The sequence below is a fragment of the Azospirillum formosense genome, from assembly GCF_040500525.1.
Taxonomy (GTDB): domain Bacteria; phylum Pseudomonadota; class Alphaproteobacteria; order Azospirillales; family Azospirillaceae; genus Azospirillum; species Azospirillum formosense_A.
The window spans coordinates 2,309,583-2,322,669 of record NZ_CP159402.1; the positions used below are offsets into that span (position 1 = coordinate 2,309,583).

Annotated in this window: 14 protein-coding genes; 6 read left to right on the top strand and 8 right to left on the bottom strand. The window is 71.7% G+C overall.

Features of this window, described 5'->3' with window-relative positions; genetic code table 11:
- Positions 1-128: 128 nt before the first annotated feature.
- The 3 genes from argB to ABVN73_RS11065 are packed head-to-tail and all read left to right on the top strand — an operon-like array spanning position 129 to position 2,359.
- Positions 129-1,028, top strand: a complete 900-nt coding sequence (argB, locus tag ABVN73_RS11055) for an acetylglutamate kinase (protein WP_014239273.1) — start codon at positions 129-131, stop codon at positions 1,026-1,028.
- A gap of 25 nt (positions 1,029-1,053) precedes the next feature.
- Positions 1,054-1,359: a hypothetical protein gene (locus ABVN73_RS11060; RefSeq protein ID WP_353858031.1), complete on the top strand. Its 306-nt coding sequence runs from the start codon at positions 1,054-1,056 to the stop codon at positions 1,357-1,359.
- Positions 1,360-1,375: 16 nt separating this feature from the next.
- Complete coding sequence (locus ABVN73_RS11065; protein WP_353858032.1) at positions 1,376-2,359, top strand: magnesium transporter CorA family protein; 984 nt, start codon at positions 1,376-1,378, stop codon at positions 2,357-2,359.
- A gap of 13 nt (positions 2,360-2,372) precedes the next feature.
- Here ABVN73_RS11065 and ABVN73_RS11070 read toward each other — a convergent pair whose 3' ends face one another.
- From ABVN73_RS11070 to ABVN73_RS11105, 8 genes are all read right to left on the bottom strand, one after another.
- Positions 2,373-2,633: a hypothetical protein gene (locus tag ABVN73_RS11070; protein ID WP_353858033.1), complete on the bottom strand. Its 261-nt coding sequence runs from the start codon at positions 2,631-2,633 to the stop codon at positions 2,373-2,375.
- An 87-nt stretch (positions 2,634-2,720) separates the two neighbouring features.
- Positions 2,721-3,260, bottom strand: a complete 540-nt coding sequence (locus ABVN73_RS11075; protein ID WP_353858034.1) for an MAPEG family protein — start codon at positions 3,258-3,260, stop codon at positions 2,721-2,723.
- A 6-nt stretch (positions 3,261-3,266) separates the two neighbouring features.
- On the bottom strand, positions 3,267-4,223 hold the full coding sequence (locus ABVN73_RS11080; RefSeq protein WP_353858035.1) for an acetyl-CoA carboxylase carboxyltransferase subunit alpha: 957 nt from the start codon (positions 4,221-4,223) through the stop codon (positions 3,267-3,269).
- 87 nt (positions 4,224-4,310) lie between these two features.
- A complete protein-coding gene (locus ABVN73_RS11085) occupies positions 4,311-5,225 on the bottom strand; it encodes a DMT family transporter (protein ID WP_353858036.1) in 915 nt (304 codons plus the stop codon).
- A gap of 206 nt (positions 5,226-5,431) precedes the next feature.
- A complete protein-coding gene (gene aceB / locus ABVN73_RS11090) occupies positions 5,432-7,036 on the bottom strand; it encodes a malate synthase A (RefSeq protein ID WP_353858037.1) in 1,605 nt (534 codons plus the stop codon).
- 143 nt (positions 7,037-7,179) lie between these two features.
- Positions 7,180-8,199: a site-specific tyrosine recombinase XerD gene (xerD, locus tag ABVN73_RS11095; protein WP_353858038.1), complete on the bottom strand. Its 1,020-nt coding sequence runs from the start codon at positions 8,197-8,199 to the stop codon at positions 7,180-7,182.
- A complete protein-coding gene (locus tag ABVN73_RS11100; RefSeq protein ID WP_353858039.1) occupies positions 8,196-10,052 on the bottom strand; it encodes a hypothetical protein in 1,857 nt (618 codons plus the stop codon). Before ABVN73_RS11100 ends, xerD begins: the two co-directional genes overlap by 4 nt.
- A gap of 148 nt (positions 10,053-10,200) precedes the next feature.
- Complete coding sequence (locus ABVN73_RS11105; protein ID WP_174452031.1) at positions 10,201-10,341, bottom strand: hypothetical protein; 141 nt, start codon at positions 10,339-10,341, stop codon at positions 10,201-10,203.
- 263 nt (positions 10,342-10,604) lie between these two features.
- Here ABVN73_RS11105 and ABVN73_RS11110 point away from each other — a divergent pair, with 263 nt between their 5' ends.
- From ABVN73_RS11110 to ABVN73_RS11120, 3 genes are all read left to right on the top strand, one after another.
- Positions 10,605-11,240 carry a shikimate kinase gene (locus ABVN73_RS11110; RefSeq protein ID WP_353858040.1) on the top strand — a complete coding sequence of 212 codons (636 nt, stop codon included), beginning with the start codon at positions 10,605-10,607 and terminating at the stop codon, positions 11,238-11,240.
- A 37-nt stretch (positions 11,241-11,277) separates the two neighbouring features.
- Complete coding sequence (aroB, locus tag ABVN73_RS11115; protein WP_353858041.1) at positions 11,278-12,405, top strand: 3-dehydroquinate synthase; 1,128 nt, start codon at positions 11,278-11,280, stop codon at positions 12,403-12,405.
- A gap of 107 nt (positions 12,406-12,512) precedes the next feature.
- Positions 12,513-13,004, top strand: a complete 492-nt coding sequence (locus ABVN73_RS11120; protein ID WP_353858042.1) for a CBS domain-containing protein — start codon at positions 12,513-12,515, stop codon at positions 13,002-13,004.
- Positions 13,005-13,087: the final 83 nt, after the last annotated feature.

A 13,087-nucleotide genomic window follows, 5' to 3' on the forward strand; every position in this document is an offset into this window, starting at 1 on the left:
CGGGCGCGGCGAGGGTTCCCGGAGGCGGCGCCCGCCTGAAAAAGCCCCCTAGGCACCCCCCGCGCTTTCCGTTAAAGAGTCGGCGGAATCTCACCCGATTGGCCCACCCCGACGAACGGCTCCATCCCGTGCAGAACACGACCCGCGACGAGTGGCTCGCCAAGGCCCGCACCCTGTCCGAAGCCCTGCCCTACATGCGCCGCTACGCCGGGCGCACCTTCGTCATCAAGTACGGCGGCCACGCCATGGGTGACGACAGCCTGGCGGAGAAGTTCGCCCGCGACATCGTCCTGCTGAAGCAGGTCGGCATCAACCCCGTGGTCGTGCACGGCGGCGGCCCGCAGATCGGGCAGATGCTGCAGCGTCTGGCCATCAAGTCCAGCTTCATCGACGGCCTGCGCGTCACCGACAAGGAGACGGTCGAGGTGGTCGAGATGGTGCTGGCCGGCTCCATCAACAAGCAGATCGTCGCCGCCATCAACAACGCGGGCGGCCGCGCCGTCGGCCTGTCGGGCAAGGACGGCAGCCTGATCACCGCGCGCAAGCTGCGCCGCACCCAGCGCGACCCGGACAGCAACATCGAGAAGGTGCTGGACCTCGGCTTCGTCGGCGAGCCCTATCAGGTGAACCCGCAGATCATCACGTCGCTGGCCCAGTCGGACATCATCCCGGTCATCGCCCCGATCGGCTTCGACCGCAACGGCGACACCTACAACATCAACGCCGACACGGCGGCGGGCGCCGTCGCCTCGGCGCTGGGCGCCACCCGATTCTTCCTGCTGACCGACGTGGCCGGCGTTCTGGACAAGAACAAGGAGCTGGTGCCGCGGATGTCGCTGGACCAGGCGCGCGCCGCCATCGCCGACGGCACCGCCACCGGCGGCATGATCCCGAAGATCGAGACCTGCATCGACGCCGTCGAACAGGGTGTGGACGCCGCCGTCATCCTGGACGGCCGGGTGCCGCACGCCCTGCTGCTGGAGATCTTCACCGAGGGCGGGGCCGGCACGCTGATCGGCCGCGAGTAACCGGGTTACGCGAAGGGGACCGGCCATGTCCGACGTGCGCAAGGACCTGCTCCGCCAGATGAAGGCCATCCGCGAACGGATGGACCCGAAGCTGCTGGAGCGCGCCAAGCTGTCGGTCTTCGGCAAGGTCCCCTACGACCGCGACTCGGCGAAGGAAGCCGTCGGGCATTTCCTCGACTCCAAGGACGACGGCGGGGCCTTCCGCCGCAAGCTGGAGGCCGCGCTGCGCCAGGACGGCGCGCCCGTCGACCTGCCGGAAGGGGACGCCGCGAGCGAGTCCGCCGGCCCCGCCGAGCCGCGCAAGCCGCGCCGTTTCGGCCGCCTCCTCTAAAGCCCAAGGGGCCGCCATGCTCCACGTCTTCGCCTGCGACGGTGACCGGCTGCGCTGGGCCCGCGAGGCCGAGGGCGTCGCCACCCCGCTGCCCGCCGACTCCGTCTGGCTCGACCTGCAGAATCCGACCCCGGAGGAACTGGCCCGCGCCGAGGCGCTGATGGGCGTCAAGCTGCCGACTCGGGAGCAGATGGCGGAGATCGAGGAATCGAGCCGTCTGCGCATCACCCCGGGCGCCGTGCACATGACCGCGCTCGTCCTGGTCTGGGCCGACACCGACCAGCCGCGCATCGTCCCGGTGAGCTTCGTCCTGGCCGGCGGGCGGCTCGCCACCATCCACGCCGTCGACCCCCAGCCCTTCCTGGCCTTCCGCCGCCGCGTCACGCGCAGCGGCGGCGCGGAACGGACGGCGGAGGCGGTGCTGGCCGCCCTGCTGGACGGGGTGGTGGAGCGCACCGCCGCCGTCCTGCGCCGCGTCGGGCTGGAACTGGACACCATGGGCAGCCGCGCCTTCCGCGGGCGCGCCCTGCCGGTCAAGGGCGAGCGGCGGGACGACACCCGCACGCTGAAGCGCATCGGCCACACCGGGCACCTGATCGGCAAGGCCCATGTCAGCCTGTCCACGCTCAACCGCCTGCTGACCTTCCTGGCCCGCGGCGAGGGCTGGACCCCGGCCAAGCGGACCCGGCGCTGGGCGCGCGCCGCCCTGCAGGACGTGACGGGGCTCGGCGAATACGCCCAGTTCCTGTCCGGCAAGGTCAGCCTGCTGCTGGACACCACGCTGGGCCGCATCAACGTGGAGCAGAACGAGATCGTGAAGATCGTCTCGATCCTGACGGTCGCCCTGTTCCCGCCGACCCTGGTCGCCAGCGTCTACGGCATGAACTTCGTGAACATGCCGGAGAAGGGCTGGACGCTCGGCTATCCGCTGGCGGTGATGCTGATGATCCTGTCGGCGGCGCTGCCGATGGTCTACTTCAAGCGGCGGCGCTGGCTGTAGCGACCCTTCGGGGTCAGCCGAACCGGGACGGCGCCGCTTCCGTCACCCGCGCCGCCCCCAGCTTCTCCCGCGTTTCGGAGAACTGCCTGCGGACCTCGACCCACTCCTTGAGGATTTTCCCCAGCGCGAAGACGAGCAGGCCGTGCGCGGTGGTGATCTCCACGCCGATCAGGTCCTCCAGCATGGTGTCGAACAGCTCCAGCAGCGCGGTCAGCAGAAGGATCGCGGACAGGGCGATCTGAAGAAGCGAGGGGCAGCGGACGAAGAGCGTCATCGGTTTCACCGGCAATCGGGCGGCATGCGGCGAAATCTATGACACAAGCCGGGGGCGCTGGGGAGCGGGTTGTGGGCGTCCCGCGCCTTAAACGACGGCGAGCACCAGCGCCCAGCCGAGCACGACGAGGTTGACGGTCAGCGTGACCGCCATGCCCGGCGCCCGCACATAGGGGTGGATCAGGTAGCCCGCCCAGAACAGCAGGCGGCCCAGCACGAACAGCGCGGTCGCCAGCCGGGCGAAGCCCAGGTCGGGCAGCGGCATCTGCGCCACCAGCGCCGCCAGGGCGGGCACGAAGATCAGCGTCTGCTCCACCGTGTTGGTCAGCACGCGCTGGCTGACCCGGTAGAGGCGCGACTCGGCGTCGTCGATGGGGTTCAGGGCGGCGGAACGGGCGCGGGCGACCAGCACCCCGCCCACCGTCAGGAACAGCACCAGCGCCGGCCACAGGGCGAGCCGCCCCCAGAAGGCCATTCGCGCGCCCGGATCGGCGATGCCGGGCGGCGGCGCGAACAGCGGGGCCAGCAGCCAGAGGGCCAGCAGGGCCGCCGCCGCCGCGGACAGGTTGACGACGGCCGCCAGACGCAGAAGACGGGTCTTGGGACGACGGGTCTCCGCGGCGGCCATGGCGTCTTACCCCAGGCCCTTCTGGCCCATGTCGAGGAACTTCTGGCGGCGCTGGGCGCGGACCGCCTCGCCGTCCAGCCCGTCGAGTTCGCCCAGCGACTCCTCGATGGCGTCGCCGAGCGCCTTGACCGTCTCCGCCGGGTCGCGGTGGGCGCCGCCGATCGGCTCGCTCACCACCCGGTCGATGACGCCGAGTTCCTTGAGGTCGTGGCTGATCAGGCGCAGCGCCACGGCGGCCTCGCCGGCCATGTCGGGGTTGCGCCACAGGATCGACGCGCAGCCCTCCGGCGAGATGACGGAGTAGATGGCGTGCTCCAGCATCAGCACCCGGTCGGCCGTCGCGATGGCGATGGCGCCGCCGGAGCCGCCCTCGCCGATCACCGCGGCCACCATGGGCACGGTCAGGCGCAGGCAGCGCTCGATGCTCTTGGCGATGGCCTCGGCTTGGCCGCGCTCCTCCGCCTGGACGCCGGGGAAGGCGCCGGCGGTGTCGACCAGCGAGACGACCGGCAGCTTGAAGCGGTCGGCGAGGTCCATCAGGCGCTGGGCCTTGCGGTAGCCCTCGGGCTTGGCCATGCCGAAGTTGTGGCGCACGCGCGTTTCGGTGTCGTGGCCTTTCTCCTGCCCGATCACCACGACCGAGCGGCCGCGGAAGCGGCCCAACCCGCCGATGACCGCGCGGTCCTCGGCGAAGCCGCGGTCGCCGGCCAGCGGCGTGAAGTCGTCGATCAGCCCCTTCACATAGTCCAGACAGTGCGGACGGTTGGGGTGGCGGGCCACCTGCACCTTCTGCGCCGGGGTGAGCTTCGCGTAGGTCTGCCGGAGGAGCTTGTCGACCTTGGTCTGCAGCTTCGTCACTTCGTCGGCGATGTTGATGTCGCCGGCGTTGGTCAGGTGGCGCAGTTCCTCGATCTTGCCTTCAAGCTCGGCGATCGGCTTTTCGAATTCCAGGAAGGTTTGCATGCCGGAAGGATCACGGACCGAATAGGATAGGACGCGGACGTCGCGGACCGGCCTTGGTACCACGGTGCGCGGCGGCGATGCCACAGCTTATCGCGCGAATCGCCGGCCAAAACTGACCAGAAGCACGCCCAGGACGATCACCGCCGCCCCGCCCCACACCCAGGGGGAATAGCGCTCCCCGAACAGCAGCGTCCCGGTGCCCAGCCCGACCGAGGTCGCCACATAGCCGATCTGGCTGAGATAGACCGGCCCGGCGACGACCTGGAGGCGGAAATACAGCACGTAGGTCAGCGCCGTCACCGCGATCTGGAGCAGGGCCAGTCCGGGCGCGAGACCCAGCGCCGGCAGCTCCGTCACCGCCCCGGTGCCGAGCAGGGCGAGCGCCACCCAGGCCGCCCCGCCCAGCATGGTGCCCGCGGCCAGCGCCACCGGCTGGCCCCCCGGCGGCCAGGCCACGGTGCGGTAGACGTTGCCCGCCGCGACCGCGGCCGGCATGACGAAGGCCAGCGCCATCCAGCCCGCCAGATCGGGCGAAGGCAGGCTGCCGCGCGGCCCGACGATCATCAGCGCGCCGACGAATCCGAGCAGGATGCCCGCCACCCGCCCGCGGTCGGGCGTTTCGATCCGCACCGCCACGGCCATCAGCAGCGTCAGGATCGGCGGCAGCGTGTAGACCACCGCCGACAGCCCGGCCCCCAGCCAGGGCATGACGAAGAACAGCACCACGTTGGGCAGCGCCATGGACAGCAGCCCCGACACCGCGAAGTAGCGCAGGTACCGCCCGGTCAGGGGCATCGATTGCCGTTTGAAACGCGCCAGCCCGGCCAGGATCACCCCGGCGCCCAGCATCATCGAGAAGGCCCAGGGCAGCGGCGGCACGCCGGCCGCCTGCGCGATCTTGGTGACCGGAAAGATCACCCCGATCAAGCCGCCGACCAGAAGCAGAAGCGCGAGCGACTCGGCCCCGCGCGAGGCCGGCGGAACGATGGAGGGGGTGGACACGGGAACGGAACCTCTGGCTCGGGACGCGGACGGGCCAGCGAACATGGCGAAGCCGGCGCCCTTTGCCAAGCCGGTCGGGCAGGTTGGGAAAACGCGTGCGTGTTGCTCCCACCCCGGCCCTCCCCCGCTTCGCAGGGCAGGGAGATGATCGCGAAGCGGCGGCAGTCCCCTCCCCTGCGCAGCGGGGGAGGGTTAGGGTGGGGGCCTCACGCCCCCTGCGCGACGATGCGGTCGTAGGCCGGCAGGGTCAGGAAATCCACGAAGTCGTCGCGCTCCACGAGGTCGCGGAGCATCACCGCGGCGTCCTCGTACAGGCCATGGTCGAAGGCGCGGTCGCCGACGCGGGCCTTCCAGGCGGCCAACTCCTCGGCGATGGTCTCGTCCACCAGTTCCATGGTCACCGGGCGCCCATCGTCGAGGCTGGCGCCGTGATGGACCCACTGCCAGAGCTGGGTGCGGCTGATCTCCGCGGTGGCGGCGTCCTCCATCAGGTTGAACAGCGGCACGCAGCCGACGCCGCGCAGCCAGGCCTCCAGATAGCCGATGGCGACGGCCACGTTGTTGCGCAGGCCGCGCTCCGTCTTCGGCCCGTCCGGGACGGCCAGCAGGTCGGCGGCGGTCACGCTGACGTCGGTGCGCTTGCGGTCGATCTGGTTGGGCTTGCCCATGTAGGCGTCGAACACCTCCCGCGCGACGGGGACGAGTCCGGGGTGGGCCACCCAGGTGCCGTCATGGCCGTTGGACACCTCCCGTTCCTTGTCGGCGCGGACCTTAGAGAAGGCGACCTCGTTGGCCGCGGGATCGTCCTTCACCGGGATGTAGGCGGCCATGCCGCCGATCGCCGGGGCGCCGCGGCGGTGGCAGGTTTTCACCGCCAGCAGGCTGTAGGACTGCAGGAAGGGCGTGGCCATCGTCACCTCCGCCCGGTCGGGCAGGACGGCGGCGGGGTCGTTGCGGAAGGTCTTGATGAAGCTGAAGATGTAGTCCCAGCGCCCGCAGTTCAGCCCGGCGGAATGGTCGCGCAGCTCATAGAGGATCTCGTCCATCTCGAAGGCGGCCAGGATGGTCTCCACCAGCACGGTCGCCTTGATCGAGCCGTGCGGGATCCTGAGATAATCCTCGGCGACCGAGAACACCTCGTTCCACAGCCGCGCCTCGAAATGGCTCTCCAGCTTCGGCAGGTAGAAATAGGGGCCGGAGCCGCGGGCCAGCAGCTCCGTCGCGTTGTGGAAGGCGTAGAGGGCGAAGTCGAACAGCGCGCCGGACACCGGCTCGCCGTCGAGGGTGACGTGCTTCTCCGCCAGATGCCAGCCGCGCGGGCGGACCTTGAGGACGGCGGTCTTGTCGTTCAGCCGGTACTTCTTCCCCGACGCGGGATCGTCGAAGGCGATGGTCCGGCGCACGGCGTCGCGCAGGTTGACCTGCCCGTCGATCAGGTTGGCCCAGGACGGGCAGCTCGAATCCTCGAAGTCCGCCATGAAGACCTTCGCGCCGGAATTCAGCGCGTTGATGATCATCTTGCGCTCCACCGGCCCGGTGATCTCCACCCGGCGGTCGAGCAGGTCGTGCGGCAGCGGCGCGATGGTCCAGTCGGCCTCGCGGATGGCCCGGGTCTCCGGCAGGAAATCCGGCTTGTGGCCCTTCTCGATCAGCGCCAGCCGCTTCCTCCGCACGTCGAGCAGGCGCAACCGCTCCGACCCGAACCGTCCCTCCAGCTCCGCCAGGAAGGCCAGCGCCTCCGGCGTCAGGATCGTCTCGACGCCCGGCGTGATCGGACCCAGGATCTCAAGCCCGGAGATGGTCATGGCCATGCGGTTCCCCCTGTTCGTCGCGAGGGCGGCCCGGCGCGCCCGCGCCTACCAACCCCATTGGATCAAGGGCTATACCACAGCGGGAGGAGCCGCCATAGCCGGATTGGTATCTTTTGAAAGAGACACCCCTTCTGCGCGCAACGCTATTGCGTACGAATGGTTTTTCGTCGGGCCAGAGGGTGATGCTCGTGCACGACCTGTTTCAGCCGCTCCGACACCACGTGGGTGTAGATCTGCGTGGTGGCGATGTCGGCGTGGCCCAGCATCTTCTGGACCGAGCGCAGGTCCGCCCCGCGGTCCAGCAGGTGCGTGGCGAAGGCGTGGCGCAGGACGTGGGGGCTGACCTTCTCCGGGTCGATGTTCGATTCGATGGCCAGCTCCTTCAGGAGCTGGGCGAATCGCTGGCGCGTCAGGTGCCCGTTGGTGGAGCTGCGCGACGGGAAGAGGAAGGCGACCGGCCCGTTCTCCCGCCCGGCCAGGATGAAGTGGCTCCGCCAGGGCAGATAGGCGCCGAGCGCGGCGGAGGCCGGTTCGGACAGCGGCACCATGCGCTCCTTCCCGCCCTTGCCGCGCACGATCAGCCCGCGCCCGTCGCGCAGGATGGCCGCCATCGGCAGGCCGACCAGCTCCGACACGCGCAGGCCGGTGGCGTAGAGCACCTCCAGCAGCGCGACCAGCCGCAGCCCCTCCGGCCCGCCGCGGGTCTGGGCGGAATCGATCATGCGGGTGACCTCCTCCACCGTCAGGATCTTGGGCAGCGGGCGGCCCTGCTTGGGGCTGTCGAGCGCCGAGGCCGGGTCGTCCTCCCGCCGGCCTTCCGAGACCAGGAAGCGGTAGAACTGGCGCATCGCCGACAGGCGGCGGGCCAGCGTGCGCGGCGCCGGCTTCTGCCCGCCCTCCACATACTGGAAGGCGAGGTAGGCGCGCAGATCCTCCGTCCCCGCCTTCTCCAGCGGCTGGCCGCGCTGGGCCAGCCAGAGGGCGAGGTCGGCGAGGTCGCGCTCATAGGCCATGCGGGTGTTGAGCGCGGCGCCGCGCTCCGCCGTCAGCATGTCCAGGAAGGCATCGACGTGGGGCGAGGCCGCGATCGGGCGCGGCTTGCAGGGGCGCCCGCGCCGCTTCGGCTGGGCTTTCGGCGGGGTCGTTTTGGGCATGGGACTCATCCGGCCAGGGCCGCGGCGGCTTCACGGGCGATGGCGCGGGCATCGCTGTCCAGACCCACGGCGCGCAAGCCCGCCACCACCCGCGCCACCACCGCGGGCGGGGTGCCCGCCGGTCCGGCGTTGCCGAGCAGCAGCAGGGCGGCCAGCGCCGTCTCGCCGACGCGCCGGTCGGCGGAGGCCTCGGACAGCCGCTGCCACAGGGCGGGATCGGCGGTGGGCGGGCGGGTGTCGGCCGGCGCGGAGGCTGTCTCTTCGGGGTCGCTGGTCCGGCGCCACGCCTCCTCCGGAATGGCGAGGCCCAGCGCCTGGAGCAGAGCCAGTTGCCCGGCGACGCGGGCACGGGCTTCCGGATCGGCGCCGCGCAGCGATTCGTCCAGCCAGCCGGCGAGGCCCAGCGCCCCGCCGCCCGGCGGCGGACCCAGAGCGATGACGGCGAGCGGCCACAGCCGCGCCACCTCCGCCGTGGGACGGCTGCGCAGGGCGAGGTCGTACCAGCGCTTGCCCTTGTCGGCCCGGCCCAGCGCGAAGCAGAGCCGCGCCGCGGCGGGGGCGAGGGCGGCGGCGTCCGGGGTCGGCGACAGGGTGTCGAGCATGTCGGCCACCACCGCCCCCACCGGCCCAGCCAGCATCGGCGGGTCGAGAAGCTCCAGCGCCAGCCCGGCCAGCTCCACCCGCCGCCCGCCGCCCATGGCGGCGAGCATGGCCTGCTGCACCAGGGCGCGGGTGCGCGCCGTGCGGTCGCGGGCCGCGGCGTCCTTCAGCCGCAGCAGTTCGTCGCCCTTGGCCGGCGCGGCGCGGTACGCCTCCGCCAGCCGCCGGGAATCGAGGAACAGGGCGGCGGCGGCGCGCTCCGCAGCGGTCACGCGGGTCGCCGGGTCGGTGCCGTTGTTGGACGCCACCGCGGCCAGCCGCGCCGGGTCGGCCAGGGACAGCACGTCCGGCGGCAGCCCGGCCTGGAGCGCCCGCAGGGCGGCCAGGGTCAGCGGGCTGGGGTCCTTCAGGCTGCGCGGCCGGACCGCCGGACCGCCGGCCATCGCCTCGGCCACCCGCAGGAAATCGGGATCGCCGCCCGGCTGCTCGCGCAGCATCCCGAAGGCGAGATCGTCCCCCGCCGGGGCGGCTCCGGCCTCCTCCAGCGGCGCCCCTGTGCCGATCCGCCCGGCGCGCAGGCGGCAGAACAACTCCACCCGCTGCCAGTAGGGGCCGGAGAAGGGCTTGGCGCGCTCCGTCGCGGCGGCGCAGTCCAGCGGGCCGGCGAGCAGTTCGGCGTCGGTCAGGGCGCGGGCGGCGACCTCGTCGGCGGTCATCGCCTCGGGCAGCAGAGCGGCGAGGTCGGCGGCCCCGCGCGGGTCGCCCATGGCCGCCAGCTTCTCCACCCGCAGCGCGCCGAAGCGGCGCGCGGGCTCGGGCTCGCCCGGAGCGGCGGCGGGCGAGCCGCGGCTGAGCAGCAGGCGGCGCTGCAGCTCCTTCACGGCGGGCGACGGGGTGAGGGTGGGCAGCTCCGGCAGCAGGGCCAGCACCTCGGCGCGCGGGATGCCGCGCCAGGGGTCGCTTCCCAGCCCGGCGGCCCCCGCCAGCGGACCGGCGCCGTCGGGGTCCAGCGGCCCCAGCGTCTCCACCGCGATGGCCGAGGGCGGCGCCACGGTGGGCACCACGTCGAAGGACGGCGCGTGGAGAGGCGGAGTCAGGGACAGCGGGGCGGCGGACGGCCCCGGCGCGGCCAGCGGATCGTCCAGCACACGCCCGGCCCCTGGCTGGACGGCGGGATCGGACTCGGGCGCGGCCGGCCTTTCCGGCGGCGGAAACAGGCGGATCGGCGGCCCGGAGGGCACGGCCTGGGCCAGCGCGGGCATTGCCGCACCCGTCAGGGCGCCGGTCAAAACCAAGCCGAGGGAGGCTAGGGCAAACATGGAAACGGCGCCGGCGCCGGCCCTTCCGCCCCGTGGCGGAGCGGCGAACCGGCGGCGGCGCCCAGCGGCGTCCCCGGCGGCGTCCCCGGCGTCAGCGGGGGAACCGCTCATCCGGGATGACCTTTTCCACCGTCTTGGACGGCGCCGGCATGTCCCAGGAGGCAAGGAAGGCCATGCCACCCCCGATGACGAAGAGGAACAGGACGAAAAGAACGGAGATGACGCGGCTCATGGCGATCGGAGTCGTGTTTTTGTGGAAGGAACGGCGGCGCTGTATCACGGTCTGCGTCCGTGCGGCTTGGGACAAGGGTGCGCTTTCATGCTAATCATCGCACACCGTCCGCACCGCCGGCCCGATGGCCGATGAACGCAGGACGTACCACTTTAGCCACGGGGGCGCCGCCGCGCAACATGCGGAGTCCCCTGCGACCGAATCGAACACCGGCCCCCGGCATCGCGACAGGCCGGAACCACTTCAGGAAAGTCGACAGCACCATGACCGCCCGCCCATCACCGCAGGGACAGCCGCCGGACCCGTCGAAGACCCTTCCGAGGACGGTGGTGCTGGTCGGCCTGATGGGCGCGGGGAAGAGCGCGATCGGGCGGCGGCTGGCGGCGCGGCTGCACCTGCCTTTCACCGACGCCGACACGGAGATCGAGACGGCGGCGGGCTGCTCCATCGCGGAAATCTTCGCCCGCGACGGCGAGGCGGTGTTCCGCTCGGTGGAGCGGCGGATCATCACCCGGCTGCTGACCGAACAGCCGGTGCACATCCTGGCCACCGGCGGCGGCGCCTTCATGGACCCGGAGACGCGGGCGGCCATCCGCGCCCACGGGGTGTCGATCTGGCTGCGCGCCGAGCTGGACGTGCTGCTCGCCCGCACGGCGCGGCGCACCCACCGCCCGCTGCTCAACGCCGGCGACCCGAAGGAGATTCTCAGCCGGCTGATGACCGCCCGCTACCCGGTCTATGCCGAGGCCGAGCTGACGGTGATCAGCGACGAGCGCCCGCCGGAGGCGACCGTGGAACAGGTGATCGAGGCGCTGGAGGCGCATTTCGGCATCACCCTGCCCCACTCGCACCACCATCATCACCGCCACCCGGCGCACCACCACCATGACAAGCCCTGATCCCGCCATGACCTCTCCGGACACCCCCGCCTCAGACATGCCCACGGCCACCGTGACCGACACCGTCCGCCTCGACCTCGGCCCGCGCAGCTACGACATCCTGGTCGGCGACCGGGTGCTCGACGGCGCCGGGCCGCGCATCGCCGCGATCACCAGGGGCAAGGCGCCCATCGTCGTCACCGACGAGAACGTCGCCCCGCGGCACCTGCCGACCCTGGAGCGCACGCTGCGCGCCGCCGGCATCGAGCCCACCCAGGCCATCGTCCTGCCGGCGGGCGAGAAGACCAAGGACATCGCCCATTTCGAGCGGCTGATGGACGCCATCCTGGCGCGCGGGATCGAGCGGTCGGCGGTCCTGCTGGCGCTGGGCGGCGGGGTGATCGGCGACATCACCGGCTTCGCCGCCGCCTCGGCGCTGCGCGGCATCGACTTCATCCAGGTGCCGACCACGCTGCTGAGCCAGGTGGACAGCTCGGTCGGCGGCAAGACCGGCATCAACAGCCCGCACGGCAAGAACCTGATCGGCGCCTTCCACCAGCCGCGTCTGGTCATCGCCGACACCGCCACGCTGGACACCCTGCCGCGGCGCGAGGTGCTGGCCGGCTACGCCGAGGTGGTGAAGTACGGGCTGATCCGCCTGCCCGGCTTCTTCGCCTGGCTGGAGGAGAACGGCGAGCGGGTGGTCGCCGGCGACAGCGACGCCCGACGCCACGCCGTCACGGAGAGCTGCCGGGCCAAGGCCGCCATCGTCGGCGTGGACGAGCGGGAGAGCGGCGACCGCGCCCTGCTGAACCTGGGCCACACCTTCGGCCACGCGCTGGAGGCGGCGACCGGCTTCGGCTCCCGCCTGCTGCACGGCGAGGCGGTGTCGATCGGCATGGTCCTGGCCTTCGACCTGTCGGTGCGGCTGGGGCTGTGCCCGGAGGCGGACGCCGAGAAGGCGCGCGCCCATCTGGCCCGCGTCGGCCTGCCGGTCCGCCCCACCGACGTGCCCAGCGTGGACTGGGACATCGACGGGCTGATCCTGTCCATGGCCAAGGACAAGAAGGTCAAGGACGGGCGCATCACCTTCGTGCTGGTGCGCGCGTTGGGCGACGCCTTCACCCAGCGCGACGTCGATCCGGCGGTGGTCCGGTCGCTACTGGAGGATGCCGTCGCCCGCTGATGCGGTGCACCATAATCCCTTGACCGTTGGGGTGGCAAACTGTCAGAGTTCACGACAGTTCCGATTCGCGTCCAAGATGCGTCGGAGCGCCGCCCCAGAAAGGGAGAATGGACGTGCCGAACCGCAAGCTCATCCCCGACGTCATCAAGGACCAGCAGCTCGCCTGCCTGCCCCCGGAGGCCAGCGTCCGGGACGCGGCCGTTCTGATGGCGGAGCGCCGCATCGCCGCCCTCCTGGTCACCCAGGACCGGCCGACGGGGGGCCGGTCGCTGAAAGGCATCTTCACCGAGCGCGACCTCGCGGCCCGCGTCGTCGCGGCGGGCCGCGACCCGGCGGCCACCCGGCTCTCCGAGGTGATGACCGCCTCCCCCGACACGCTCGCGCCGGATGCCCACGCCTACGAGGCGCTGGACCTGATGGAACGCCACCACTACCGCCACCTGCCGGTCACCGCGGACGGCGAATCGGATGGGCTGGTGATGGGCATCGTCTCCATCCGCGACCTGTTCGCCGTGGTCCGCGCCCATCTGGAGGACGAGATCCGCGACCGCGAGGCCTTCATCTTCGGGTCGAACTACTCCGCCAGCGTCCCCCCGTAACCATGGGGCGCGTAATGCTGCAATGCGGCGAAGCCGGCTTGACCTGAACGCTGGCCCCACCGATATTCCCGGGTACGCCCCAA